The sequence below is a fragment of the Pontivivens ytuae genome, assembly GCF_015679265.1.
GTDB classification, from domain to species: Bacteria; Pseudomonadota; Alphaproteobacteria; order Rhodobacterales; family Rhodobacteraceae; genus Pontivivens; species Pontivivens ytuae.
This window is the reverse complement of sequence record NZ_CP064942.1, coordinates 1,088,244-1,113,827: the sequence shown is the minus strand read 5'-3', so window position 1 is coordinate 1,113,827 and position 25,584 is coordinate 1,088,244. Positions and strand designations below refer to the sequence as shown.

28 protein-coding genes are annotated in these 25,584 nt (G+C 68.7%); 16 read left to right on the top strand and 12 right to left on the bottom strand.

Features of this window, described 5'->3' with window-relative positions:
• Positions 1 to 2: 2 nt before the first annotated feature.
• A complete protein-coding gene (locus I0K15_RS05290) occupies positions 3 to 1,226 on the bottom strand; it encodes an FAD-dependent monooxygenase (protein WP_196104359.1) in 1,224 nt (407 codons plus the stop codon).
• Between the two features lie 655 nt (positions 1,227 to 1,881).
• On the opposite strand from I0K15_RS05290, the gene I0K15_RS05285 reads away from it, so the two are divergent.
• Positions 1,882 to 3,216: an amidase gene (locus I0K15_RS05285; protein WP_196104358.1), complete on the top strand. Its 1,335-nt coding sequence runs from the start codon at positions 1,882 to 1,884 to the stop codon at positions 3,214 to 3,216.
• Positions 3,213 to 3,638 carry a GNAT family N-acetyltransferase gene (locus I0K15_RS05280; protein WP_230374299.1) on the top strand — a complete coding sequence of 142 codons (426 nt, stop codon included), beginning with the start codon at positions 3,213 to 3,215 and terminating at the stop codon, positions 3,636 to 3,638. Before I0K15_RS05285 ends, I0K15_RS05280 begins: the two co-directional genes overlap by 4 nt.
• 315 nt (positions 3,639 to 3,953) lie before the next feature.
• On the opposite strand, the gene I0K15_RS05275 is transcribed toward I0K15_RS05280, so the two are convergent.
• The 3 genes from I0K15_RS05275 to I0K15_RS05265 form a co-directional block, all read right to left on the bottom strand.
• Positions 3,954 to 4,391, bottom strand: coding sequence for a GNAT family N-acetyltransferase (locus I0K15_RS05275; RefSeq protein WP_196104357.1), 438 nt, complete (start codon positions 4,389 to 4,391; stop codon positions 3,954 to 3,956).
• Between the two features lie 57 nt (positions 4,392 to 4,448).
• Positions 4,449 to 5,453: a YcjF family protein gene (locus tag I0K15_RS05270; RefSeq protein WP_196104356.1), complete on the bottom strand. Its 1,005-nt coding sequence runs from the start codon at positions 5,451 to 5,453 to the stop codon at positions 4,449 to 4,451.
• A gap of 460 nt (positions 5,454 to 5,913) precedes the next feature.
• Positions 5,914 to 7,335 (bottom strand): YcjX family GTP-binding protein, encoded by a 1,422-nt coding sequence (locus tag I0K15_RS05265; protein ID WP_196104355.1) that lies wholly within the window; start codon positions 7,333 to 7,335, stop codon positions 5,914 to 5,916.
• A gap of 677 nt (positions 7,336 to 8,012) precedes the next feature.
• On the opposite strand from I0K15_RS05265, the gene truA reads away from it, so the two are divergent.
• Positions 8,013 to 8,765: a tRNA pseudouridine(38-40) synthase TruA gene (truA, locus tag I0K15_RS05260; RefSeq protein ID WP_196104354.1), complete on the top strand. Its 753-nt coding sequence runs from the start codon at positions 8,013 to 8,015 to the stop codon at positions 8,763 to 8,765.
• Between the two features lie 7 nt (positions 8,766 to 8,772).
• Here truA and I0K15_RS21215 read toward each other — a convergent pair whose 3' ends face one another.
• Both I0K15_RS21215 and I0K15_RS21210 read right to left on the bottom strand, forming a co-directional pair.
• The gene (locus I0K15_RS21215) at positions 8,773 to 8,907 is read right to left on the bottom strand and encodes a DinB family protein (RefSeq protein WP_338420759.1); all 135 of its coding nucleotides are present in this window, start codon (positions 8,905 to 8,907) and stop codon (positions 8,773 to 8,775) included.
• Positions 8,908 to 8,948: 41 nt separating this feature from the next.
• A complete protein-coding gene (locus I0K15_RS21210; RefSeq protein ID WP_338420758.1) occupies positions 8,949 to 9,275 on the bottom strand; it encodes a DinB family protein in 327 nt (108 codons plus the stop codon).
• A 49-nt stretch (positions 9,276 to 9,324) separates the two neighbouring features.
• Here I0K15_RS21210 and I0K15_RS05250 point away from each other — a divergent pair, with 49 nt between their 5' ends.
• Positions 9,325 to 10,719, top strand: a complete 1,395-nt coding sequence (locus tag I0K15_RS05250; protein WP_196104353.1) for a KAP family P-loop NTPase fold protein — start codon at positions 9,325 to 9,327, stop codon at positions 10,717 to 10,719.
• Here I0K15_RS05250 and I0K15_RS05245 read toward each other — a convergent pair.
• From I0K15_RS05245 to I0K15_RS05225, 5 genes are all read right to left on the bottom strand, one after another.
• Positions 10,712 to 11,164 (bottom strand): SRPBCC family protein, encoded by a 453-nt coding sequence (locus tag I0K15_RS05245; protein WP_196104352.1) that lies wholly within the window; start codon positions 11,162 to 11,164, stop codon positions 10,712 to 10,714. The genes I0K15_RS05250 and I0K15_RS05245 overlap by 8 nt on opposite strands.
• 385 nt (positions 11,165 to 11,549) lie before the next feature.
• The gene (locus I0K15_RS05240) at positions 11,550 to 12,932 is read right to left on the bottom strand and encodes a helix-turn-helix domain-containing protein (RefSeq protein WP_196104351.1); all 1,383 of its coding nucleotides are present in this window, start codon (positions 12,930 to 12,932) and stop codon (positions 11,550 to 11,552) included.
• Positions 12,933 to 12,987: 55 nt separating this feature from the next.
• Positions 12,988 to 13,263, bottom strand: a complete 276-nt coding sequence (locus I0K15_RS05235; RefSeq protein WP_196104350.1) for a YiaA/YiaB family inner membrane protein — start codon at positions 13,261 to 13,263, stop codon at positions 12,988 to 12,990.
• 273 nt (positions 13,264 to 13,536) lie between these two features.
• Complete coding sequence (locus I0K15_RS05230) at positions 13,537 to 14,214, bottom strand: PspA/IM30 family protein (RefSeq protein ID WP_196104349.1); 678 nt, start codon at positions 14,212 to 14,214, stop codon at positions 13,537 to 13,539.
• An 80-nt stretch (positions 14,215 to 14,294) separates the two neighbouring features.
• On the bottom strand, positions 14,295 to 14,897 hold the full coding sequence (locus I0K15_RS05225) for a TetR/AcrR family transcriptional regulator (RefSeq protein ID WP_196104348.1): 603 nt from the start codon (positions 14,895 to 14,897) through the stop codon (positions 14,295 to 14,297).
• 172 nt (positions 14,898 to 15,069) lie between these two features.
• Between I0K15_RS05225 and I0K15_RS05220 the strand changes: the two genes are divergently transcribed.
• The 11 genes from I0K15_RS05220 to I0K15_RS05165 all read left to right on the top strand — a co-directional run bounded on the left by I0K15_RS05220 (position 15,070) and on the right by I0K15_RS05165 (position 24,165).
• The gene (locus I0K15_RS05220; protein WP_196104347.1) at positions 15,070 to 16,602 is read left to right on the top strand and encodes an acyl-CoA carboxylase subunit beta; all 1,533 of its coding nucleotides are present in this window, start codon (positions 15,070 to 15,072) and stop codon (positions 16,600 to 16,602) included.
• Between the two features lie 613 nt (positions 16,603 to 17,215).
• The gene (locus tag I0K15_RS05210) at positions 17,216 to 17,476 is read left to right on the top strand and encodes a DUF7218 family protein (protein ID WP_196105375.1); all 261 of its coding nucleotides are present in this window, start codon (positions 17,216 to 17,218) and stop codon (positions 17,474 to 17,476) included.
• A gap of 99 nt (positions 17,477 to 17,575) precedes the next feature.
• Complete coding sequence (locus tag I0K15_RS05205) at positions 17,576 to 17,782, top strand: hypothetical protein (RefSeq protein WP_196104346.1); 207 nt, start codon at positions 17,576 to 17,578, stop codon at positions 17,780 to 17,782.
• A 63-nt stretch (positions 17,783 to 17,845) separates the two neighbouring features.
• Entirely contained in the window at positions 17,846 to 18,070 is a 225-nt protein-coding gene (locus tag I0K15_RS05200; RefSeq protein ID WP_196104345.1) for a hypothetical protein, read from the top strand.
• A 108-nt stretch (positions 18,071 to 18,178) separates the two neighbouring features.
• Positions 18,179 to 18,376, top strand: coding sequence for a hypothetical protein (locus tag I0K15_RS05195; protein WP_196104344.1), 198 nt, complete (start codon positions 18,179 to 18,181; stop codon positions 18,374 to 18,376).
• A gap of 51 nt (positions 18,377 to 18,427) precedes the next feature.
• The gene (locus I0K15_RS05190) at positions 18,428 to 18,775 is read left to right on the top strand and encodes a hypothetical protein (protein WP_196104343.1); all 348 of its coding nucleotides are present in this window, start codon (positions 18,428 to 18,430) and stop codon (positions 18,773 to 18,775) included.
• A gap of 79 nt (positions 18,776 to 18,854) precedes the next feature.
• Positions 18,855 to 19,061, top strand: a complete 207-nt coding sequence (locus tag I0K15_RS05185) for a hypothetical protein (RefSeq protein ID WP_196104342.1) — start codon at positions 18,855 to 18,857, stop codon at positions 19,059 to 19,061.
• A gap of 87 nt (positions 19,062 to 19,148) precedes the next feature.
• Entirely contained in the window at positions 19,149 to 21,143 is a 1,995-nt protein-coding gene (gene accC / locus I0K15_RS05180) for an acetyl-CoA carboxylase biotin carboxylase subunit (RefSeq protein ID WP_196104341.1), read from the top strand.
• Positions 21,144 to 21,175: 32 nt separating this feature from the next.
• Positions 21,176 to 22,174 (top strand): hypothetical protein, encoded by a 999-nt coding sequence (locus tag I0K15_RS05175; RefSeq protein WP_196104340.1) that lies wholly within the window; start codon positions 21,176 to 21,178, stop codon positions 22,172 to 22,174.
• Complete coding sequence (locus I0K15_RS05170) at positions 22,146 to 22,745, top strand: hypothetical protein (RefSeq protein ID WP_196104339.1); 600 nt, start codon at positions 22,146 to 22,148, stop codon at positions 22,743 to 22,745. The genes I0K15_RS05175 and I0K15_RS05170 overlap by 29 nt, the downstream gene beginning before the upstream one ends.
• A 190-nt stretch (positions 22,746 to 22,935) precedes the next feature.
• A complete protein-coding gene (locus I0K15_RS05165) occupies positions 22,936 to 24,165 on the top strand; it encodes a Y-family DNA polymerase (protein ID WP_196104338.1) in 1,230 nt (409 codons plus the stop codon).
• Between the two features lie 52 nt (positions 24,166 to 24,217).
• Here I0K15_RS05165 and I0K15_RS05160 read toward each other — a convergent pair whose 3' ends face one another.
• Complete coding sequence (locus tag I0K15_RS05160) at positions 24,218 to 24,646, bottom strand: DUF4174 domain-containing protein (RefSeq protein ID WP_196104337.1); 429 nt, start codon at positions 24,644 to 24,646, stop codon at positions 24,218 to 24,220.
• A gap of 57 nt (positions 24,647 to 24,703) precedes the next feature.
• On the opposite strand from I0K15_RS05160, the gene I0K15_RS05155 reads away from it, so the two are divergent.
• Positions 24,704 to 25,582 (top strand): aldo/keto reductase, encoded by an 879-nt coding sequence (locus I0K15_RS05155; RefSeq protein ID WP_196104336.1) that lies wholly within the window; start codon positions 24,704 to 24,706, stop codon positions 25,580 to 25,582.
• Positions 25,583 to 25,584 lie beyond the last annotated feature (2 nt).

Here is a 25,584-nt window from a genome sequence, read left to right as displayed (position 1 = left end):
GCTCACAGCGGCCGGCCCCGCATCAGGCGCGGCAGGTCGCCGGTCAGGCCCGCGGCCTCCCGCATGAAGCCGCGCCGCGCCGCCGGGATCGCGTTCACCGCGCCGAGACCGAGGTCGCGCAGGCCCCGCAGCACCGGGTTATCGTTGGAGAACAGCCGGTTGAGCCCGTCCGTCGCCAGCGCCAGACCGCCCGTGTCGAAGCGACGCCAGCGGGCGTAGCGCTCCAGCACGCTGGGCCGCGACCAGTCCTCGCCACGCCGCTTCGCATCCGCCAGCACTTCGGCGAGTGCTGCGACATCGCGCAGCCCGAGGTTCAGCCCCTGACCCGCCAGCGGATGGATCCCGTGCGCCGCATCGCCCGCGAGCGCCACCCGCTCCGCCGTCCAGGCCCGCGCGAGGCTCAGCCCCAGCGGGTAGGTGTAGCGCTTGCCCGCCAGCCGGATCTCCCCGAGGAAATCGCCGAAGCGCGGGCGCAGCGCGGCGAGGTAGCTCTCGTCATCGGCGGCCTGCACCGCCTCCGCCCGCTCCGTCTCCTCCGTCCACACGATGGAGGAGCGGTTGCCCGGCAGCGGCAGGATCGCGAGCGGGCCTTCGGGAAAGAACATCTGGTGGGCGACGCCCTCGTGCGGCTGTTCGTGCTCGACGGCGCACACGAGGCTGGTCTGCCCGTAGCCCCACGCCATGCGCTTGATCCCCGCACGCTCGGCCGTGCCTGAGCCGCGGCCGTCGCACCCGATGATGAGCCGGCAGGACAGGGTCTCGCCCCCCTCCAGCGCGAGCTCCGCATGGGTCGGGTGGATGGTCTGGCCGGTGACGCGGACAGGCGCACGCGTCTCGATCCCCGCGCGCGTCACGGCGTCGGCAAGGGCGCTGCGCAGCCAGCGATCCTCGATCAGCGCGCCGAAGGGCCCCTCCTCGATCTCGCGGTGGTCGAAATGGACGTGGAGGGGCGACCCGCCGAAGCCCACGCGCCCGTCGCTCACCACGATATCATTGATGGGCTGCGAGCGGTCGCGGACCGTCTCCCACACGCCGAGCCCCTGCAGAAGGCGCTGCGAGCCGAGCGCGATCGCGTAGGCGCGCCCGTCGAATTCCGGATCGGCGAAGGTCTCCGGCGGCAGCGCGTCGAGCAGCGTGACGCGAAAGCCCGCGGAGGCGAGCGCGAGGGCGAGAGCCGGGCCGTTCAGCCCGCCCCCGACGATGGCGATATCGGTGTCCGGCGTCATGCCCGTATCTATGGGGCTGCGGCGCGTCATGTCCATCGCGGCGCGGAGTCGCTGGGGTGGATTTTGGGGTTGGTTTATGGAGGTGGTTCCGCGCTGGACCTCGCATCGGCTCGATACACGGACGCTGCAGGCGTCCTGACGAGACTTAGCGACCTATAGGCTGTTGTGCGGAGGGCTGCGGCCGACCTGGAAGGCGCGCTTGAAACGCTTTTTTCTGAGCGCATGCTCTCAAGTATCCGTGTCGCGCCTTCTGCGAACTACATCGCCAACGCGCCCTCCGGGGGGAGGATGATCCGGCTTCCCGGAAACTGTTCAGTGAACAGTTTCACCGGATCGCGGGCGGAGCCCCGGACGGGCGCGGCCCGGCGTGGCCGCCGGGCGGGGCGCCCATTCTATGCGGTACCACCCCGGACCTGATCCGGGGTCTTCGGTTTTGGCGCGCACCGGAGCGCAACGGTCCCGGCGCATTGGCCGGGACGGTACCAAGTCGTCCAACCACCCCGGACTTGATCCGGGGTCTTTCGCCGCAGCAGAAAACGGTTGCTAAAGGTCCCGCCGCTGCGGTCGGGACGGCCCCGCCCCTAACACCCAACCACTCCGATTGCACCGCCCCCACCCGCCCGCTACCGTGCGCCGACCGCGAGAGGGAGCGCCCATGACCGACCATCTCACCCGCCCTGCCGCCGATCTGGGGCGGGAGATCGCCGCAGGCCGCCTCGACCCCGTCGCGCTGACCGAGAGCTACCTCGACGCCATCGCGGCCTCGGAGCACGGCGCGCGGATCTACGCCCGCACCACCCCCGAGCGCGCCCTGGCCGAGGCGCAGGCCGCGGCCCAGAGAGCGAAGAACGGCGTCCGCCGCGGCCCGCTCGACGGTGTGCCGATCTCTTGGAAGGACCTTTTCGACATCGCGGGCACGGCGACCGAGGCGGGCTCAGCCCTCCTCAAGGGCCGCGTCCCCACGGAAGACGCCGAAGTGCTCGCCCGCGCCACCCGCGCCGGACTCGTCTGCCTCGGCAAGACCCACATGACGGAGCTCGCCTTCGCGGGCCTCGGCTACAATCCCGTCACCGCCACGCCGCCCAACATCAACGATCCGGAGCTGCTGCCGGGGGGCTCCAGCTCGGGCGCGGCCACCTCGGTCGCCTTCGGGCTCGCGGCGGCGGGGATCGGGTCGGACACGGGCGGGTCGGTCCGCGTCCCCTCCGCCTGGAACGACCTCGTGGGGCTGAAGACGACCTCCGGTGCGCTGCCGCTCGATGGGGTCGTGCCGCTCTGCGCCTATTTCGACACGATCGGGCCGCTCTGCCGGACGGTGGAGGACGCGGCCCTCATCTTCGACGCCTTTGGTGGTGGTGCCGCACCCGACCTGAAGGGCGGCGACGCCTCCAACCTCCGCCTCGCCGTGCTGGAGACCGTGGCCCTCGACGATCTGCGCGAGGCGCCCGGCGCCGCCTTCGAAGACGCTGTCACCCGCCTCTCCAACGCAGGGGCCCGGATCGACCGGATCGCCGTACCCGAGGTGGCAGAGGGCATGGAGGCCGGCGCGCTCCTCTTTGCGCCCGAGGCCTACGCCACGCAAGGCGAGCTGATCGAGGCCAACCCCGACGTGATGTTCGCCGAGGTCCGCGACCGTTTCCTCGCCGGGGCGAAGGTGAGTGCGGCCGACTACCTGCGCGCCCGCGCCCGGTTGGAGGAGCTGCGCAAGGCCTACCGCGCCGCCACCGCGGCCTATGACGCGGTGCTCGTGCCCACCGCTCCGATCCTGGCGCCGAACGCTGCTCGGGTGGCCGAGGATGGCGCCTTCTACCGCTCCGAGAACCTGATGGCCCTGCGCAACACGCGCATCGGCAACCTGATGGGCCTGCCGGTGCTGACGCTGCCGACGGGCACCCCGATGTGCGGCCTCTCCGTCATGGGCTGCCCGATGGGCGAGGCCGCACTGCTGCGCATCGGTGCCGCGGTCGAGACGGCGCTGGGCGTGCGGTGAGGCCCGCGTTCCGGACGGCGCGGGCCGAGGACGCGGAGGCTCTGGCGGACCTTCGCGCCGCCGCGATGGAGCCCAGCTTGCGCGCCCTCGGCCGCTTCGACCCGGACCGGGCCCGCGCACGTCTGCTGGACGGGTTCGAGCCCGCGGCCTGCACGGTGGTCGAGGCCGAGGGCCGGATCGTCGGCTTCTACGTGCTGGAGGATCGCGGCGCGGACCTCTTCCTCTCCCACCTCTACATCGCGCATGAGGTGGCGGGGCAGGGCCTGGGAGCCACCGCGATGAAGCGGATCGTGTCGGAAGCAGGAGGGCGCCCGATCCGGCTCGGGGCGTTGAAGGGCAGTGCCGCGAACCGGTTCTACCAGCGCCATGGGTTCGTCGAGGAGCGTCGGACGGAGTTCGACGTGTACTACGTGCGAGACTAAAGAGCTGAGGGCCGCGCCCGACCTGGAGTGCGCTTGCGGAAGGGGGTTGATAAGTCCGCGCCCTAAAGCTTTCATGCCGCGCATTTTGCTTCCGGCATCGCCAACGCGCCCTCCGGGTGAGGGTGATCCGGCTTCCCGGAAACTGTCTTGTGGACAGTTTCGCCGGATCACGGGCGGAGCCCCGGCCAGGACTTGATTTCGGAGAAGTACCACCCCGGACTTGATCCGGGGTCTCTCGGAAAGGAAGCGGTCCCGGCGCTTTGGCCGGGATGGTGGCGTCCCTACTCAGCCAGAAACCACAGACTGCGCTGCGCTCTACTCCAGCGTATGCTCCATGTCCTGGTGCTCCAGCCCCGCCTCCATGTAGCGGTCACCCACCGGGCGGAAGCCGGCGCGGGAGTAGAGGGACATCGCCGCGATCTGGGAGCCGAGCTTGGCTTGGGTGATCTGCGGGTCCGCGCGCAGGTGGGTGAGGATGAAGCCGATGATCTCGCCGCCGATGCCGCGCCCGCGGCCCGGGGGCAGCACGCAGACCCGGCCGATCTTCGCGGTGCCACCCTGGATGTGGACCCGTGCGGCCCCGATCGGCGCGCCGCCCTCGCGGGCCAGCACGTGGAGGCAGGCGTCGTCGAGCCCGTCGACCTCGTCGCTCTCGCTCACGCCCTGCTCCTCGATGAAGACGGTCCGGCGCAGCGTGCGGCAGACCTCCAGGTCGGCCTCGGACGTGGCGAAGTCGATGGTGAGCGCGGCCATGGCATCCTCCGTAGCTTGTCCCGAAGATGCCGTTCGCGCGGCGCGTGCACAAGAGGGTCAGGCGTCGCCTTTCGCGAACATGCCGGACAGGGCGCGCTGCAGGATCGAGGTCACGGACGGTCGCTTGAGCGCCGCGAAGGGGAGGGGTCGGCAGACCTCCATCGCCGCGACGCCGACGCGGGCCGTGAGCGCACCGTTCACCACGCCCTCCCCGAACCGGCGGGAGACCTTGGCGAGCACGCCGCCACCCGCCACCGCCCCGATCAGATCGTCGCCCACGGCCACAGCCCCGGTCGCGATCATGTGCGCGGCCACCGCGCGGAACAGTCGCCAGGTGCCGACCACGCCCGCGCGCCCGTCATAGATCTCCGCGATCCGGCGGATCATGCGCATGTTCGCACTGAGGGCCGCGAGCACGTCTGCGAGCGCGATCGGCACCAGCGCCGTGACGCCCGCGACGGTGCGCGCCGCCGACTGGACCTCGGCCGCCGCCTGCCGGTCGAGGGCCGCGAAGTAGTGCCGCTCGGCGAGCTCCAGGAGGGCATCGGCGTCCACCGTCTCATCGCGCGCACGCTTCACGCTGGCCGCCGCATCGGCGAGGTCGTCGCGGCTCGCATAGAGGCCATGGAGCTTGTCGAGGACGCCCTTCGCTTCGTCTACCGAGCCGCTGGCGAGTGCCGCTGCGGCCTTCGTCTTGATCGTCTCGACATTGGAGAGGCGGGCGAGGGCGGCGAGTTCCTTGAGGACGCTTGCAAGCGCGATGATGACGACGATGGCAGCGAGGGCCATTGCCGCGCGGCCGAGCCAAAGGTTGCGCTCGGTCAGCGCCAGCACCGCCTCCCACGCCGCGTTGCCGATCAGGAGCGCGAGGAGCGAGGTGAGCGCGCCCCAGAAGAGCCTGCCCCGCCAAGAGCTCCGCCGCGCGGCCATGCGCGTCGCGCGCAGCATCGCGGGTGGCGGGCCGTCGGGAACGGGCGGCGCCTCGGTAACGGCGGGGGCGTCGGGCAGGGTCTCCACATCCTCGATCAGGACGGGACCGCGGCGGGGCGGATCGGTGGTCATGAGGGCACCTGCAATCGGGGGGACCGACGGGCGGAGGGCGTCGCCCGACGCTGGGTGTGCGTCTGATCGATCTGATCTCCTTGCGCCGCATGAACGTGGCTAGTTGCAGCGCCTTGCCCTGTCAGAGCGGAGATGCGCTGAGGGCCGCGCCCGACCTGGAGGGCGCTTGCGGGACGGTATTGATGGGTTTGCGCTCTCAAGCGTCGACCTTGCGTGTTCTGCGAATGACTTCGCCATCGCGCCCTCCTGGGCGAGGGTGATCCGGCTTCCCGGAAACTGTCCGGTGGACAGTTTCGCCGGATCGCGGGCGGAGCCCCGGGCGGGCGCGGCCCGGCCTGGCAGCCGGGCAGGACAGGTGAGCGACGTAGGTGCCCAGATGGCTTGCCGCCCTCAGCGCGCTTCCACCTGCTCAACGCAACTGCGGCCGAACCACCAAACGTCACGCTCTCCAGCACCCCCGTCACAGCAACCGATCCCCGATCAGGAACTCCGCCGCGCGGTCCAGCCGGATATGCGGCGGCCCCTCTCCGGGCGCACGGCTCAGCACCGGCGGCGCGAAGCGCATCACGGAGTAGCCCTCGTCGAGCCATTCCGCAGCGCCTTTGCGCGCCGGCACCAGCAGTGCGGAGGGATCGCTCGGCAGGTCGCCGGGATGGAGTGCGGCCTCCTTCCCGCTGTCCTCCAGCCGGCCGCGCACGACCGGCAGCTTGGCCCCCTGATGCGCCAGCTCCTGCTCCACCGTCGCCCTGATCGCGGCAATCGCCAGCGCCTGCGTCTGCGCGCCCTTGAAATCCGCGCGGCGCTTCGCGTCCGCCAGGAGAGCCTCCATGATCGCGGTCAGAGCGGCGTGCTGGCTATGGTGCAGGTGGTCCGCCTTGGTCGCGGCGAACAGGATCCGCTCCACCCGCTTGCCGAGGATCGCGGAGAGCCAGGAGTTCGGGCCGGGGCGGAACGCCTCCAGGATGTTGGTCATCGCCACCCGCAGATCCTCCACAGCCGGCGGCCCCGCATGGATCGCGCCGAGCGCGTCGACAAGCACCACCTGCCGGTCGATCCGGGCGAAGTGGTCGCGGAAGAAGGGTTTCACGACCAGCCGCTTGTAGGCCTCGAACCGCCGCGCGAACTCCTTCGCCAGCGAGCCCGAGGGCGTAGCCCCGGCGGGCAGCGGAGCGAAGGTAAGCGCCGGGCTCCCCGCCAGATCGCCGGGCATCAGGAAGCGCCCGGGGGCAAAGCCCGACAGCCCCGCCGCGCGCATCCGGCCGAGATAGTCGGTGAAGGCGGCGGCGAGCCGCTGCGCCTCCGGCTCGTCGAGCTTGCGGGCCGGATCGGCCTCCTCCAGTGCGGCGAGCCAGGGCGCGGCATGCTCCGCCCGCACCGGATCGCGCGCGGCGGCCAACACCTCGTCGGACCACTGGCGAAAGCTCTTCTCCATCAACGGCAGGTCCAGCAGCCACTCGCCGGGATAATCCACGATGTCGAGATGCACGGTCCGCGGCCCGCCGAGCCCCGTCACCCAGTTGCCCCGCCGCACCTTGAGCGAGAGCCGAAGCTGGGAGATCGCCCGCGTGCTCTCCGGCCAATGTGGCTCGGGTCCGGTGAGGGCGGTGAGGTGATCCTCGAAGGCAAAGCGCGGCACCGCGTCGTCGGGCTGGGGCTGGAGATAGGCGGTCGTGATCCGCTCGTCCGCGGCGGCGCGGAGTTGCGGCATCCGCCCCCGCTCCATCAGGTTGGCGACCAGCGAGGTGATGAAGACCGTCTTGCCCGATCGGCTGAGCCCCGTGACCCCGAGCCGGATCACCGGGTCGAACAGAGCCTCCCGCAGCCCGGCCTGCGCATCCTCGACCCCCCGCAGGAGCCCGTCGGCGATGTCGTTGATGATCAAGGGCGGCCTCGCGATCGGTGCGAAGGCCAATATGGGCGCGGCGGGCCCGGAATGCGAGCACGGCGTTCGGGGTGGTCTCAGTGGAGCCGTGGCGTTGGGGCCGTTGGCGGGAGGCCCCGGATCAAGTCCGGGGCGGCGCTTCAAGGGTCGATGCGGCGCTCTAGAACGCATGCCGTCCGGGCCACGGCCACGGTACCGCCTTCTGCGGTCTCCCAACGCGGGGTCATCCTCGGGCTCGACCCGAGGATCTCCCGTTCCTGAAGACCGCCGCGCCAAGCCCGACCATGACAACCCTCGCCACCGTCCCGGCCGAAGCGCCGGGACCTTTTGGAAGATCATGCGCTTCGATAGCAAAAGCCTGCGGATCAAGTCTGGGGCGGCGCCTCGCAGAATGGTTGTCTCGCCCGGCTGATAGGCCGGGCCGCGCCCGCTCGGGGCTCCGCCCGTGATCCGGCGAAACTGTCCACCGGATAGTTTCCGAGAAGCCGGATCACCCTCCCCCCGGAGGACGCGTTGTCGCTGTCATTCGCAGAAGGCACGACATCGATGCTTGAGGGCGCGGCCCCATCAACACCGTCCCGCAAGCGCCCTCCAGGTCGGGCGCGGCCCTCAGCGCTTCGAATGCCGCCAGTACCCCCACTTGCCTCCCTCACCCGCGCCCGCTAGGCCAAGGCGTCATGCCCCGTTACGCCCTCCGCATCGAGTATCACGGCGCGCCCTTTGCCGGGTGGCAGCGCCAGCGCGCGCACCCTTCCGTTCAGCAGGCGCTGGAGGAAGCGACAGCGAAGCTCGGTGAGAACACCACCGTCACCGGCGCCGGCCGGACCGACGCGGGCGTCCACGCCCGCGGGCAGGTCGCGCATCTCGACACGGAGCGCGATTGGGATCCCTTCCGCCTGTCGCAGGCGATCAACCACCACATGCGCCCGCTGCCCGTGGCCGTCACCGCAGCCGCGCAGGTCGCCCCCGACTGGCACGCCCGCTTCTCGGCCATCTCCCGCCGCTATCTCTACCGCATCCTGCCGCGTCGCGCGCCCGCGGCCCTCGATGCGGGTCTCGTCTGGCAGGTCCGGCAGGAGATGGACGTGGATGCGATGCAGGAGGCCGCGAACCGGCTTCTCGGCCGGCACGACTTCACCACCTTCCGCTCGACCATGTGCCAGGCGCTGAGCCCGGTGAAGACGCTCGATGCGCTCGACGTCCGGCGTGAGGGCGCCGAGGTCCACCTCTACGTCCGCGCCCGCTCGTTCCTCCACAACCAGGTCCGCAGCTTCGCCGGAACGCTGGAGCGGGTCGGCGCGGGCGCCTGGACCCCCAACGATGTCGAGGCCGCCCTGGACGCCCGCGACCGCGCCCGCTGCGGCCCCGTCGCCCCGCCGGACGGGCTCTACCTGATGGAGGTCGGCTACCCGGAGGATCCCTTCGCCTGAGCCGCCTTCACCCGGGCATCAGGAACAGATCGGTATCGCCCGGCCGCTCGCCCGCCGCCGTCAGCATCGCATTGACCTGCCCGCGATGATGCGTCTGGTGGTTGAAGAAATGCACCACGAGACCCGCGAGCGGCTTCGTCACTTCCCGCCCCGAGGCGCCGGAGAACCAGGTGAGATCGCCCTCTAGCGCGCCCGCCTCCAGCCCGCTGCCCAGTCGGAGATCACGCGGTCCATCGCCACCCGCTCCGCCGCGAGCGTCGCCCAGTCCGCCTCCTCCCCCACCGAGGCGGCGATGGAGCCCGTCTTCGGCTTCGGCGTCCCGGCAAAGCGGCTCATCCACATCCGGTCGGCCCACAGGAGGTGGTTCAGCGTCTTCTCGATCGAGCCGAAGAAGGCCCCGCGCTCCGCCTGCCGCGCCGCGGCCCCCACCCGCTCGGCACAGTCGTAGACGAGCCCGTTCTGCCAGGCATTGTAGCGCGCCATCATGCGGACCCAGTCGGGCGAGATCATCGCGACCCTCCATCTTGCGTGGCGCGAGCTTAGCGCTGAAGCTCCGCCGATGGAAAAGATCAACGACGTCCTGGGGCGGAGCGAAGATGCGGAAACCGTCGCTCGCTTCGCCGCCGCCCGCGCTACTGGCCCGCAGGGCCTGGTGCTCAACGTCGATGCGGCGTGGGGCATGGGCAAGACGACCTTCCTGCGCCTCCTGAAGAAGCGCCTCGGCGACGACGCGGTCATGGTGAACGCGTGGGAAAGCGACTTCGCCGACGATCCCCTGCTGCCGGTGCTCAAGGCGGTGACGGAGGCGCTGCGATCAGGGAGCGGCTCGGCCGAGACAGTGGCGAACTCCCTGCTCCAGAAGGGCTCGCGCATGGCCCTGACCATCGGAAAGGGCATGGCAAAACAGGTTGGGCGCAAGATGATCGGCGAGGCTGTGGAGGAAGTGGCCGAGCAGATCGGCGAGACCGGGGCCGAGATCACGGAAGCCGGCCTTTCGGCGGCGCTGGATGAGGCGAGCACCGCCCTCATAGCGCGGTTCGAGACGCAGCAGAAAACCGTGACCGACTTCAAGGAAGCTTTGGTCGAAGCCGTGAAGGACCGCGACACCCCACTCCACATCCTGATCGACGAGCTCGACCGCTGCCGTCCCACCTACGCCATCGAGATGCTGGAGCGCATCAAGCACCTCTTCGGCGTGAGGAACGTTGCCTTCGTGATCGCGACGGACACGGAGCAACTCCAGCACTCCATCCGCGCGGTCTACGGCGAGGGCTTCGACGCGAAGGCCTACCTGCGGCGGTTCTTTGACCGGACGTATCGGTTCGATGAGGGTAGCCTGCAAGGGATCATTTTAAACTCGCCAGAAGCAAGCATCATTCGGGATGCAGAACTTCCCATGCCACATGACGTCGATCCGCTCCATGTCTTGGAACAGATGCTGGAGGCGCAGAATGCTTCGCTGAGAGACGCGCGGCAGTGTCTCACCATCATCGCCGATACAATGCATGTCTGGGATAAACCCGTTCCTCTCAACCTAGCGGTACTCATCCCGCTGATCGTAATTCATCAGCAAGGCTTTCACACCGAATTCAATGATATTGAAAGAGAGGCTTGGAGAGGAGAAGAGGGCGTGCAACGTGCTCTTGATGCGCATGCCAAGATCTTCGCCAAGCCAATCCATCTCGGTGTTCCGCGATATACTCAAGGGGACGAAGAGTACCCTGTTGCTCTCACGCTCGAGACGTATTTCAGAAATGTCTGGTCGCTGAGGGGGCAACAGGAAAAGCTTGCGGAAACTGGCCTCCCGAAAGCGATGGTGGCTCTATTGGCGCAGGATATTGATGAAGCGTGGTTTCAGATTTCCTGGGGTCCAACCATAAACGATGAGCACGTTTGGGACTGCGCGTTCAATTACTACCCCGCATTGATCCGCAAGGCGGGACGCCTCAGCTGACCCCAGCCCCCTCCACTTCGTCCTTGAAGCGCTCGAAGAACTGGTCGGCCATCTTTTTCGCGAAACCGTCCACGATGCGGGAACCGAGCTGGGCGAGCTTGCCGCCGACCTTGGCGTCGACGGTGTAGGCGAGTTCCGTGCCCTCCGCCGTCTCGGTCAGCTTCACGTCCGCGGCCCCCTTGGCGAAGCCCGCGGCGCCGCCCTTGCCCTCGCCGACGAGGCGGTAGCTTTCGGGGGCTGTCACGTCCTCCAGCGTCACGCCGCCTCTGAAGGTCGCCTTCACGGGTCCGACCTTCTGGACGACGGTGGCCTCGAAGCCGTCCTCGGGCGAGCCGGTGAGCTCCTGGCAGCCGGGGATGCAGGCCTTGAGCACCTCGGGGTCGTTGAGCGCGGCCCAGACGGTGGCACGCGGGGCTGCGATCTCGCGGGTTCCGGACATTTCCATGGGGGCCTCCTTCGGTTTCGGCACAGGTAGGCACGGGGCAGGGCGGTTTGCAATCACCGGCGCAACGGGAGGCCGGCGCCCGAGCTTTCCGCCCGGCGGCACCGCCGGGCAGCGCCCGACCCTCCCCACGGGAGGGCGCTTTTGCGACGGGTCAATTCTGACTGAGGCTCGGAGGCTTGCGAAATTCGGCTGCTGTTCACGGGTCCCGAAGCGCCCACCCAGGGTCGGGCGCTGCCCTCCTAGCCCCGATCTCATTTTGGCATTCGCATAGATTAGTGATTCTCGGCGCAATCGCAGATCAGCAGATCAATAGTCCCGCCGGGGCGCCCAACCTCGCCCTCGGGATCGGACGCGATCCTCGGTTCAGATGGCCTACCGTAGGGCTTCACTCCAGCGCATACGGCAACGCCCCGCGGCGGTTTGCGTCGATGCGCACCGGGCGTTCCAGCGGGGGCAGGGCGCGCTGGTGGCAGCGGGTGCGCTCGCAGATGCGGCAGGACACGCCGATGGGCTCGAAGGCCGCGGCGTCGTCCACCCGCATCCCGTCGGCGTAGATCAGCTCCCCGGCATGCTCCACCTCGCACCCCAGCCCGATCGCGTGGCGCGGGACCTGCGCGCGATAGCTGCCGCCGGGCTTCGTGACTTCACGGGCGAGGCACACATAGCGCACCCCGTCCGGCGTCTGGGCGAGCTGGGTGAGGAACCGCCCCGGCGTCTCGAAGGCCCGATGCACGTTCCAGAGCGGACACGCCCCGCCGAACCGCGCGAATTGCAGCCGGGTGGCAGAGTGCCGCTTGGTGATCGTCCCCGCCGGATCCACGCGGACGAAGAAGAAGGGCACCCCCTTCTCCCCCGGCCTTTGCAGCGTCGACAGCCGGTGCGCCACCTGTTCGATCGAGGCGCCGAAGCGGCGGGCGAGCCGCTCCAGATCGTGCCGCATCTCCCGCGCCGCTCGGGCGAAGTCGCCGTAGGGCAGCAGCGCGGCCCCGGCAAAGTAGTTCGCGAGCCCCACCCGCGCGATGTCCCGCGCGTCCTGCGTCGAGAAGCGCGCGAGGTCCAGCGTCGCGTCGATCAGGTCGCCATGGGCGATCAGCCCGACCTGGTGGAGCACCTGGAAAAGCTGGGTCGCCCGCTCCGGCTCCGTCGAGATGGTGAGCGTATCGCCCTCGTACCGGCGCAGCGGTCCGCGCGGCAGGCGGATGAGCTGGGTGCCCTGCGCCTTGAGCCACGCGGCGCAATCCTCCAGCGCGTCCACGCCCGTCAGATGGCGCGCGGCGAAGCCCTCCGCCGCCCGGTCGATCGCGTCGATGTAGTTGTCGCAGTAGTGGAAGAAGTCGCGCACCTCCTCCCAGGGTTGCGGCGCGTGCCCCGTCCCCGCCATCCGGGCGTCCAGCGTGGCGAGGCGATCCCGCACCTCCCGATGCTGGCGGTGGAGGGCCAGAAACGCCCGCGCCAGCGCCGGGGCGTTGGATGCCACCAGCGACAGGTCAGGCACCGGCACCTCGCCCAGCCCCGGATCGGCCAGCGCCTCCTTCATGTCGGCGACCAGCCGCTCCGCCTCGCCCGCATCGAGGGTCGAGATGTCGTAGGCGAACTCCCGAGCCAGCGCGAGCAGCACGGAGGAGGCCACCGGGCGGTGGTTGTTCTCCATCTGGTTGAGGTAGGAGAGCGAGACGCCCAGCCGCGCGGCGAAGGCCTTCTGCGTGAGGTCATGCCGGCGCCGCAGCTCGCGGAGCTGGACGCCGGCATAGAGTTTGGTGCGGGTCATGGCGCCTCCGGTTTGCAAAGCCGACGCTAGGGCTTTGCAAACCCTTGGCGCAAGATCAGACCTTGGGGTCGGTCACGAACTCTTCGAGCAGCTTGTCGTCGCGCGCCGCCTCGAGCTGCCGGATCCGGTCCTCGCGGATGCGGTTATCGATCCGGTACTTCACGAGGTTCACGAGGCTCAGGGTCAGCAGAAACACCCCCATGCCCCAGAACCCCTTCGTCGACAGGTCCACCGGGGCGAGCCAGATCGAGAGCGCGAGCATCCCGTAGGCGACGGCCACGCCGGCGAAGTTGAAGGTCGTGTAGATCGAGTTTCCGTTGTCGTTGATCATGTTGAAGTTCCTCTCGTTGGTCTCTGGTTTCGGCAGGTCCCCGGGTCAGGCCCGAGGGTGACGGTTGAAAAGGGGCCGCGGGCAGCGGCCCGGGGTACGGTTGCAAGGGGCGTCATGGTCGGGCTCGACCCGGCCATCTCCCGGTTTCCTAGGAGATCCTCGGATCCGGTCCGAGGATGACGGCGGCAAGGGGGGTGTCATGGTCCGGCGTGACCGGGCCATCTCCCGCTTCGTGGGAGACCCCCGGATCACGTCCGAGGATGACAGCGGGTGTCAGTCGCCCTTCCTCAGTCTGTCGAGCACGTCGTCTGCGCTGACCCGGGAGCGCTTGCCGAAGCCCGCCTCGCCCAGCCGGTCGGCGACGTTGCTGTGGTCGAGCTCGGCATCGATCTCGCGCAGGATCTCGTCCTGTTCGAACGGGTCGTCGGCGCCCATGACGCGGGCGATCAGCTCCTCGGCCTCCTGCACATGCGGGGTCGAAGTGAATGTCCGGCCGAGGCCCGCCTGCGCGCGCCGCTCCCGCTCCACCGCCTTCGCGCCGATAGCTCCTTGCTTGAGGTCGATGATCCGCCGGTTCGCCCGGTCGAGGCTGTGGCGCAGGCGGGTCACCTTCGCCTCCAGCCGGTCGAGGGTCTGCTGGCGCACCGCGCGCTCGTTCTCCAGATCCGCGATGGCGAGCGCCCCCTCCTGGGCGAGATCCTCGCGCCCCGCCTCCAGCGCCTGGGCGGCGCGGTCCGTCAGGTCCGCGATGCGGATGTCGAGTTCCTCGACCGTCCGCTCCTCCACGCGCTGGCGCTGCATCAGCGTGGCCAGCGTCGTCTTGGCGGCGCGAAAGCTCGCCTGCGCGTCGCGGATCTTCTGCTCGATGAGCTCGATCGCATAGCGGTCGGTGACTGCATCCTCGGCCCGCGCACGCGCGCCCCGGATCAGCGTATCCATCAGTCTCAGCATCCTGTTTCCTCCATGAACGCTGTTCACGGGGAGAGAATTGGAGATTCCTGAACGCCGTTCAAGTCATTCGTGAACGTTGTTCAGTGTAACGTGGCGTCAGATGCTGCGGTGATGATGAAGGCGATCATCTCCTCCAGCCGCGCCCGCGGGACGCCGGAGATGCGGCTTTCCACGCCCAACAGTACGATGCCGTGGACCGAGGAGAAGAGCCCGCGCATCAGCATATCGATCCGCTCGGGCTCCGCGTCCGGGAACAGCTCGCGCAGGGGGGCGGCGATCAGTTCGAAAAGCTCGCCGAGGGCCTTCAGATACCATTCGGGCACGTCCGACTCGATGGACATCTGGAAATCGAACAGCGTCCGCCAGCGCCGCGGATGGGCCGAGGCGTAGTCGAGGTAGGCGTTCGCCATCACGATCATGCGCTGGGCCGGGGGCACGTCGCCGGCCTCGGCCATGGCCTGTCGGATCTCCGCCCCCATCTTGGCGAAGGTCCGCAGGTTCACCGCCAGGATCAGCGCGTCGAGATCGTCGAAGATGTTGTAGATCGCCCCGACCGAGCACCCGGCCTCCTTCGCGAGATCGCGCGCGCGGATGGAGGCGAGGCCGTCCGCCTCGACCCGCCGCTCGGCCGCGTCGATCAGGGTTTCGCGCAGGGCGGCGCGGCGATCTTCGACTGCACTCATGACGTCTCCTTTGAACTGTGTTCATATCGTGAGGTGCGGCGGTGGCAAGCGACTTCGCAATTTCGCAAATCGCAGAGGCTGCTGCTGTCAGAGTTTGCAAATTCGCAGAACAGCCGTTGCGCGGGCGGACCCCACCGCTAGTGTGCAGCGCAACAAGAGGGAGGAACCGGCGATGAAGGACATTCTCGACCAGCTCGAGGAGCGGCGCGCGCAGGCGCGGCTCGGCGGCGGACAGAAGCGGATCGACCGGCAGCACGAGAACGGCAAGCTCACCGCGCGCGAACGGCTGGAGGTGCTGCTCGATCCCGGTTCCTTCGAGGAATACGACATGTTCGTCGCCCATCGCGCGACCGATTTCGGGATGGGCGAGCACAAGCATCCCGGCGACGGGGTCGTGACCGGCTGGGGCACGATCAACGGGCGGCTGGTCTATGTCTTCAGCCAGGATTTCACGGTGCTCGGCGGCTCGGTGAGCGAGACCCACGCCCAGAAGATCTGCAAGATCATGGACATGGCCGTGCAGAACGGCGCGCCGGTGATCGGCCTCAACGACTCCGGTGGCGCGCGGATCCAGGAGGGCGTCGGCTCCCTCGCCGCCTATGGCGAGGTGTTCCAGCGGAATATCGAGGCGTCGGGCGTGATCCCCCAGATCTCCGTCATCATGGGGCCGTGCGCGGGCGGGGCGGTCTATTCGCCCGCGATGACCGACTTCATCTTCATGGTGCGCGACAGCTCCTACATGTTCGTCACCGGCCCCGACGTGGTGAAAACCGTGACGAACGAGACCGTGACGGCGGAGGAACTGGGCGGTGCCGCGACCCACACCTCGAAAAGCTCCGTCGCCGATGCGGCCTATGAGAACGACGTCGAGGCGCTGGGCGAGGTGCGCCGCCTCGTCGATCTGCTCCCCCTAAACAACCGCGAGAAGCCGCCGGTCCGGCCCAGCTTCGACGACGCGAACCGGATCGACGACAGCCTCGACACGCTGATCCCGGACAACCCCAACACGCCTTACGACATGAAGGAGCTGATCACGAAGATCGCCGACGAGGGCGACTTCTTCGAGATGCAGGGGGCGTATGCGAAGAACATCCTCACCGGCTTCATCCGGCTGGAGGGGCGCACGGTGGGCGTGGTGGCGAACCAGCCGATGGTGCTGGCCGGGTGCCTCGACATCGCGGCGTCGCGCAAGGCTGCGCGCTTCGTCCGGTTCTGCGACTGCTTCGAGATCCCGCTGCTGACGCTGGTGGACGTGCCGGGCTTCCTGCCGGGGACCTCGCAGGAGTGGAACGGGGTCATCAAGCACGGCGCCAAGCTGCTCTACGCCTATGGCGAGGCGACGGTGCCGATGGTCACGGTCATCACGCGCAAGGCCTATGGCGGGGCCTACGACGTGATGGCCTCCAAGCACATTCGCTCCGACATCAGCTACGCCTGGCCGACGGCGGAGATCGCGGTGATGGGCGCGAAGGGTGCGGTGGAGATCATCTACCGCTCCGAGCTCGGCGACGCGGACAAGATCGCGGAGCGCACGGCGGAGTACGAGGAGACCTTCGCCAACCCCTTCAAGGCGGCGGAGAAGGGCTTCATCGACGAGGTCATCATGCCCCACTCGACCCGGCGACGGGTCACGCGCGCCTTCGCGATGCTGCGCAACAAGCGCCAGGACCGCCCGTGGAAGAAGCACGACAACATTCCGTTGTGAGGGTGGCGATGCGTCCTGATCCAGGTGAGCCCGGACCGGTTTTGAGTGCTGCGCTCCATACCGGTATCGCCCGGCGGCACCGCCGGGCGGCGCCCGAGCCTCCCCCCGGGAGGGCGCATTGTGACGTGTCTGCCGGGAGCACCGGTTTTGAGGCTTGGGACGTATCAAGTGGCTCTGATGTCGTGAGCGCCCACCCAGGCTCGGGCGCCGCCCTCATCGCCTCGTTTCCTATGTCTGGACAGCCATGAGCGGTTCCCGCTGGCATACCCTTCGCGACGCCGAGGTGCTGACGCTCGCCCGGCGCCTGCCGCCGCGCTTCGATGTGGAGGCCACAGCGGAGTTTCCGCCGTTGCGGCGGGGGCGGCTGGCGCATCAGGTGCGGCAGGACCTGTGGCGTCGGCTCAAGCGGTTGCGCGGGTTCTCTCCGGTGGTGGAGGTACGCCGCCGTCCCTCCGGCTTGCGGGTGCGGGCGGGCGGACAGGTGGAGGGGCGGGTGCCGCCGGGCACCTCCGAGGCCATTGCCGAGTTGCTTCACGATCCCGCACTGCGGGCCCGCTGGCGGGTCCATGCGGCGCTTCGCGCTACCTCCCCCTCCATCACAGGAGGAGATGACATGACCAAGGATCACGGACCGTCCATCAAGGACGACGAGACCTACGAGGCGCTGCGCGACAAGGGCTACGACCAGCAGAAGGCCGCGGCCATCGCCAATGCGCAGGCCAATGACGACATGAACCCGTCTGAGAAGGGCGGGAAGGCGAAACCCTACGAGCAATGGACGAAGGACGAGCTCTACGACCGGGCGCAGGAGCTCGAGATCAAGGGGCGCTCGGACATGACGAAGGACGAACTGATCGAGGCTCTGCGTGACTGATGGGCGGAACTCCGCCGCCGCGTTGACGGTGCTGTTATGGAACCGTGACGAAATGTCGTGGTTCTCTCCGCACACGTCAAAGTGGAAAGGAGCACTGACATGTCCATCATCCGTATGTCCGCCTTCGCGGTCGCTCTCGCCGGTCTCGCAGCCTGCACGCAGAGCCAGCAGGCCGGTGCGGCACGGGGCGCGGCCATCGGCGCCGTGGGCGGCGCGGCCGCTGCGGCCATCACCGATCGCGACATCTCCGACGGGGCCATCGGCGGCGCAGCCGTGGGCGCGACCGTCGGCGCCGCGACCAACTGATCCTCCGTCCACGGTTTCACCCCGGCCGTGGGCATCACCCAGATGTACCCTACGGAGGGATCCATGGTTAAATCATACAGCCTGCCTGCGCTCGCGGGCCTCGGCATCCTGCTTCTGGCGGGCTGCAACGGCGTCCGGGGCGACGAGGTCGCAGCCGGGGCCGTGCTCGGCGGAGGGCTCGGCGCCCTCGCGGCCGAAGCGACCGACAACGAGAAGACCGAAGGTGCCGTCATCGGCGCTGCCGTCGGTGCGGCCGCTGTCGGCAGCGGGACGTTCCAACGCCGCTGATACAGCCGGGGGGCGCGGTCGCGCTGCGCCCCTCGCGCCATTGTTCCTGAACCAAATCGCGCATGGCCCGTTGTCCCTTCGCCAGGGACACAGCAACCGGAGGATGCGATGGTTCGGAACGTCTTCTTCTACCCCGCTGCGGGGCTTCTCCTCATTCTCGGCCTGTCGGGCTGCGCGGTCGCGACCGGCGCGGCGGTCGGTGCCGGGGCAGGGGCCATCGCGGCCGAGGCCACGGGCAACGATATCGAGGACGGTGCCGCGGTCGGCGGCCTCGTCGGTGCGGGCGTGGGTCTCGCCATCCAGTAATTGGCCCTCGCGGCCGGGCAGTAACGGGCCCTCGCGGCCGGGGGCGGTGCCATGCTGAAGCACCGCGGGTTCCCCGGCCGCCTGCGCGGCACCGACTACCAGTTCGTGCTGCGCCGCGCCTCGCCCAAGGGCGCGACCGAGCTCAAGGCGCGGGAGCGCTATCGCGACCGCCGCAAGGAGGACCGGGAGGCCGACGCGGCCTTCATGGCTGCCCTCTGGGAGCATTTCGGGGCCGAGCCCTTCGAGCGCGGCAACCTCGATGCCGGGCGCCTGTCGTGGCTCTTCGGGCGCGAGGTGGTGCCTGCCGAGGAGCCGTTCGACCCCACATCCTATGACGCCTTGCTGCGCATCGACGAGGATGTTGCACGCAGGTCATTCCCCGAGGTTTTCGAGCCGTGAGGGGGTTTGTCGCGCAATCTGCGGTTGTGCTAGGGTCCGCCACGGCCCGGCTGAGGCCGGACGAACGTGGGCAAGATACATGCGCATCCTTCTCTTCATCGCAGTGGCGGCGCTCGCCGCCTGCGGCAGTTCAACCGGCGATCGCGGCCTGTCCGGCGGTGCGATCGGGCTCGGCACCGGCGTGCTCGTCGGTGCGGCGGCAGCCCCGGCCATCGTGGTCGGCGCGGCGGCCGGGGCTCTCACCGACTCCAGCCAGATCAATCTGGGCCGCCCGGTCTGGAGATAATCCGACACTGAACACCAACGCGGCTCGCCCCGCCCGCCTCCGTCCCGGAGCGCGGGCCGTTCGTGCTGCCTGAAAAGGACGAGGGACATGTTCAAGAAGATCCTGATCGCCAACCGGGGGGAAATCGCCTGCCGCGTCATCAAGACGGCGCGCAAGATGGGGATCGCCACGGTCGCCGTCTATTCCGACGCGGACCGCGACGCGCTGCATGTGAGCATGGCGGACGAGGCGGTGCATATCGGCCCGCCGCCGGCCAACCAGTCCTACATCGTGATCGAGAAGATCCTCGACGCGATCCGCCAGACGGGGGCGGAGGCGGTGCATCCGGGCTACGGGTTCCTCTCCGAACGGGCCGAGTTCGCGGAGGCACTGGCCAAGGAGGGCGTCGCCTTCATCGGCCCGCCCCCCGGCGCGATCGAGGCGATGGGCGACAAGATCACGTCGAAGAAGCTGGCGGCGGAGGCGGGTGTCTCCACCGTGCCCGGCTTCATGGGCCTGATCGACGATGCGGAGCATGCCGTGAAGATCGCGACCGAGATCGGCTACCCGGTGATGATCAAGGCGTCCGCCGGCGGTGGCGGCAAGGGCATGCGCATTGCTTGGACCGACGACGAGGCGCGCGAGGGCTTCCAGCTTTCGAAGAGCGAGGCGGCGAGTTCCTTCGGCGACGACCGCATCTTCATCGAGAAGTTCGTGACCCAGCCGCGGCATATCGAGATCCAGGTGCTCGGCGACACGCACGGCAATTGCATCTACCTGGGCGAGCGGGAATGCTCGATCCAGCGACGGAACCAGAAGGTGATCGAGGAGGCGCCCTCGCCGTTTCTCGATGAGGAAACGCGCAAGGCGATGGGCGAGCAGGCGGTCGCGCTGGCGAAGGCCGTGGATTACTGCTCCGCGGGCACCGTCGAGTTCATCGTGGACGGGGAGCGCAACTTCTACTTCCTGGAGATGAACACACGCCTGCAGGTGGAGCATCCTGTGACGGAGCTGATCACCGGCGTGGACCTGGTGGAGCAGATGATCCGGGTGGCGGCGGGCGAAAAGCTGACGATGAGCCAGGACGACGTGAAGCTGGACGGCTGGGCGATGGAGAGCCGGCTTTATGCGGAGGATCCGTTCCGCAACTTCCTGCCCTCCATCGGGCGGCTGACGCGGTATCGCCCGCCGGAAGAGGTCGAGCGGCGCGTGCGCAACGACACCGGCGTCTACGAGGGCGGCGAGATCTCGATGTATTACGACCCGATGATCGCGAAGCTCTGCACCTGGGGCCAGACGCGGGAGACGGCGATCGACCGGATGCGGCAGGCGCTCGATCGGTTCGAGGTGGACGGGATCGGGCACAACCTGCCGTTCCTCTCGGCGGTGATGGACCATCCCCGCTTCGTCTCGGGCAACATCACCACGGCCTTCATCGCGGAGGAGTATCCCGACGGCTTCGAGGGGGCGGAGCTGTCGCAGGCCGACGCGGTGCGCATGAGTGCCGTGGCCGCGGCCACGCACCTCGTGCGTCAGCGGCGCGGGGCCCAGGTCTCCGGCGCGATGGAGGGGCGGGAGTACAAGCCCGGTTCCGACTGGGTCGTGCAGATGAACGGCGAGGCGCGCGAGGTCGAGGTGGTCGATTCGGGCGACTGGCTGTTCGACGTGACCGTGGCGGGGGTGAAGATGGCGGTGGACCTGACCGCCTGGCGCCCCGGCGACGTGCTGATCGACGCGGTGGTCGATGGCGCCGCGATGCGGATCAAGGCGGGACGGATCACCAATGGCTACGACATGGCGTGGCGCGGCGCGCGGCGGAAGGTCTTCGTCCGCAGCCCGCGCGTGGCCGAGCTCGCGGCGCTGATGCCGGAGAAGCTGCCGCCCGACACCTCGAAGATGCTGCTGTGCCCGATGCCGGGCCTCGTGGTTTCGCTGGCCGTGGAGGAGGGCGACGAGGTTCAGGAGGGTCAGGCGCTCTGCACCGTCGAGGCGATGAAGATGGAGAACGTCCTGCGCGCCGAACGGAAGGGCACGGTGGCAAAGATCAACGCGGCCCCCGGCGACAGCCTCGCCGTGGACGAGGTGATCATGGAGTTCGAGTGATGCCACCTTCCGGCCCACTGGCCTTCGCGACAGTGATCTACGATCTGGAGCTGCACCTGCTGCGGCTCCAGGCACACTCCTTCGCGCGGCATGTCGGGCCGGATCTGGTGGACGAGATTATCGTGGTGCTCAACGCTGTTGACGAGGGGCCGCTGCGGAGCGCAGTGGATGGCATCGTGCCTCTCTACGGCGCGCTGGCCCCCAAGGTCCGGATCGTTAGTGGAGACGAGTTGCTAAGTACCGCCCCGCGCGGCAGCAGCCCGCTGGCGCGTCTATCCCAGACGGTCTTCCCGCTGCGTCGCTGGCGAGATCGCAAGAGCCGGCTGGGCTGGGGCGGCTATCGCGGGTGGGTTACTCAGCAGATGATGAAGCTCGCGTTGGGTCGCGTTTGCCATGCGCGCCACGTGGTTATCCTGGACGGCAAGAACGTGTGGTGCGATGCGCCCTCCCTGGAGGATTTCTTCGAAGGCGACGGGAGGGTGCGCATTCCGATGATGTCCCGACGTGACGGGAACGCCGCATTCTGGCGGATGATCGATACCTGGCTGCCGCCTTCGTTACACGCCGTGGGGTCGAGCCAGACGGCTGCGGAATTCGATGAGCATACGACGTTCGCGACGCCGTTCCCGGTCGAGGCGGATGTGTTGCGGGTGACCGAGGCTTCTGTTGCGCGGACACGCGGCGGCTTGCCCCAGGCGTTTCTCCTGCGGCGAAAACGACCGACGGAGTTTTGTTGCGTGAACGCTCTGGTGCGGTTCCAGGACGGCACCCTGCGAAAGCGCTTCGCTCCCCGAGAACCGCTTTGCATTTCGTTCTTTGGTTCCATGAAGGACCAAGACATCGAAAGCCTGCTTCGGCGCATCGAGACTGAGCAGCCTCTCATGATCGGATTGCATCATAAGGTTGTACCGCGTCTGACGTCTGAACATAGGCAGCGACTGAAGTCGGCAACGGCGGTCGATCTTGATGCTGTTGAGGCGTCGTCTCCGCCGTTGGGGACGGATGAACTCGCCCGTCGATGCCATGGATGACCGCGTCACGGCCGCGATCATTGCTGCTGCGGTCTCGGCCGTGGTGGCGGTGCTCAGCTGGGTCTTCGCGTTCTTTCGGGATGAACGGCGGGAGCGGCGCAGGCGGCGGGAGCGGGTGATCGACGTGCAGAAGGCGATCCGGGCGGAGATCGAGACGCATGTCTACCAGCTCGAACGCGACGATCTGGACCGGGTGGCGGAGGTCGTGGCGACGCTCTTCGGGAGCGATCCGGGCTACGTGCCCTTCATCCCGCGGGAGCGGCACGACGTGATCTTCGCGGTGCTCGTGGGCGATATCCAGGTGCTGCCGACGGACACGATCCGGCCTGTGGTGGTCTATTACGACATCCTCGCCACCATCGACGCTATGACCGAGGACATGCGCAGCGAACGCTACGGCGCGCTCGATCCCGAGCGGCGAGCGCTGTTCTTTGCCGATTACATGGATACGAAGCGCAACCTGTTGCGCCGGGGGCAGAAGGCGATCGAGAGCCTGAGCGAGAGCATCGCCCTGCTGGAGCAGGGCGCCTCACCCATCAATAGACCGGTCGCGGACCAGTCCGGCCGGTGATGGGATCCTGAGATGTCTTCTTGTTATCAGCCATGTCCCACATCCTTCCAGCGCCGATCCGGCGGGATCGGACGCAACACGAATATGGGCACCGCGGCGCGGTGTGGCAAGCGGGTCCTGACGGGGGACTCGCCTTGGCTGACAATATGTTCTATTTTTGTTCCGATTTCAACCGGTGCCGAGTCGGATCATGGAACCGCAGGTCGACGTCCTGTTCTTCGACATGAACTCCTTCTTCGCCTCCGTCTGGCAGGCGGAGGAGCCGGAACTGTGCGGGCGTCCGGTGGGCGTGGCGACGGTGGATGCGCCCGGCGCGGCCCTGATCGCGGCGAGCAAGGAGGCCAAGCGCCTCGGCATCGGGATGGCGACGCGGGTGGGCGAGGCGCGCAGGCTCTGCCCCTCGATCGAGCTGCGCGAGGCGAAGCACGACCTCTTCGTCAGTTACCACCACCGCATCCGGGCCGCCGTCGACATGGTGATCCCGATCGAGCGGGCCTGGTCGGTGGACGAGTTCTCCTGCTGGCTGACCGGCTCGCAGCGGCGGCTTTCGAAGGCGCTGGAGATCGGGCGGCAGGTGCAGCAGGTGATCCTCGACGAGGTGAGCCCGGCGCTGAACTGCTCGGTGGGCGTCGCGCCCAACAAGATGCTGGCGAAGGTGGCGGCGGGCTTGCGCAAACCGGCGGTGGACTGGCTGCACCCGGACGTGCTGCCGGGCAAGATCGCGCATCTGAGGCTGAAGGACCTGCCGGGCGTGTCGCGGGGCATCCTGCCGCGGCTGGAGCGGGCAGGGATCCGCGACGTGGCCACGCTCCATGCGATGGATCCGAAGGCGGCGCGGCACCTGTGGCGCAACGTGGAGGGCGAGCGGTTCCTGCGGCAGTTGCACGGCGAAGCGGTGGTCTATCCGGCGACGGAGCGGCATTCGCTGGGCCACGGACAGATCCTGACGCCGCAGAACCGCTCCGCCGAGGGCGCGCGGCTGGTGGCGCGGCGGCTGCTGGTCAAGGCCGCGTCGCGGCTGCGGCGCGAGGGGCTGCTCGCCCGCTCGCTGCACGTGAGCGTGAAATGCGGCGTGCGGGGCCGGCGCGGCTCGGAGGGGGAGATCGCGGCGACGCAGGACAGCTTCACGCTCCTTCGCACCTTCGAGCGGTACTGGGCGCGGCTGCGCTTCGACGAACCGGTCTCGGTCAGCGTGATGCTGGGCGGGCTGCACGAGGTGGGCGCGGATACGGGCGACCTGCTGGGTGCGCGGGAGGAGCAGACGGGGCGCGAGGCGCTGTGCTCGGCCATCGATGGGCTCAACCGGAAGTTCGGGCAGGACACGATCCGCTTCGGCGAGCTGCCGCCGCACAAGGTGGCCTACACGGGCGCCAAGATCGCCTTCAACCGGATCCCCGACGCGGCGGAGTTCACCGAGTAGGGGCGCCGTGCGCCTCCGGCGGGGATACTTCGGGACAGATGAAGGGGCGGGCCTATTCGGTGAGCTCGCTGCTGTCGCTCGAGGGGGCGATGCCGCGCAGCGCGCGCTGGGCCCGCATCTCCTGCTGGCGCAGCGGGATGCGGTCGATCAGGCGGACGAGCTCGCGGATCGGGACCGGGTCGGGCTTGCGGTACTTCACCTCGCCATCCTTGCCGATCAGGACGAACTGGAAGTCGCGCGGGTGGAAGCGGTCGCGCAGCGCGCTGTCCTCCTCGGTGTCGAGGATGACGACGATGTCGCGCTCGTCGAGGTCGCGCTGTGCCGCCTCGAACTGGGCGAGCTGGGCGACGACGCGCGGGTCGCGCGGGCTGTCGGCGAAGATCAGGATCGGCCGCGCCTCCCAGAGGTATTCGGCGAGCGGGTCGTCCTGGGCCAGCGCCGGAGCGGCGGCGAGTGTGATGGCGGCAAGCAGTCTGAGCATGTCGGCTCCCTTCGCTGCCCAAGATAATCGGTTTTTTGACGGAGGGGAGAGGCAAGCGTGAGCGACATTCTGACAGTTCCGCGAACGAGGACCATCGGGCCGTTCGACGTGGGCGCGCTCGCCTATGGTTGCTGGCGCTTTGCGGGCACCAAACTGGAGGACGCGCGGGCCAAGGTGGGGGCCGCGCTGGAGGTCGGGGCGAACCTGCTCGACACGGCCGCGATCTACGGGTTTGGCGAGACCGGTTTCGGCGAGGCGGAGGAGCGGCTGGGCGATCTGTTCGCGGCCGATCCGGGCCTGCGCGAGCGGGTCGTGCTGGTGACGAAGGGCGGGATCGTACCGCCGGAGCCCTACGACAGCCGGGCGCCCGAACTGATCGCGAGTGCCGAGGCCTCATTGAAGCGGCTGAAGGTCGACGTGATCGACGTGTTCCTGGTCCACCGGCCGGACCTTCTGGTGAGCCATGAGGAGGTGGCCGGCGCGCTGACCGACCTGCGGGCGCGGGGCGTGGTGCAGGAGGTCGGGGTGTCGAACTTCACCCCGGCGCAGACGCGTGCTTTGCAGCGCTTCCTCGATTTTCCGATGGTCGTGACGCAGCCGGAGATCTCGGTGACCGAGACCTCGGCGCTGTTCGACGGCACGCTGGACCTCGCGCAGGAGGTGGGGCTGACCCCGATGGCGTGGAGCCCCCTCGGCGGTGGTGCTCTGATGACCGGGGACGGGCCGGTGGCGGTCGAGCTCGACCGGATCGGGGGCGGCGACCGGGCCGCGGCGGCGCTCGCCTGGCTGATGGCGCACCCGGCGCGGCCGATCCCGATCCTCGGCTCGCAGAACCCCGATCGTATTCGCGCCGCCGCGGCGGCTTACGACATCCAAATGACCCGCCGGGACTGGTATGCTGTCTTGGAAGCATCCCTCGGCCACCCGATGCCCTGAAG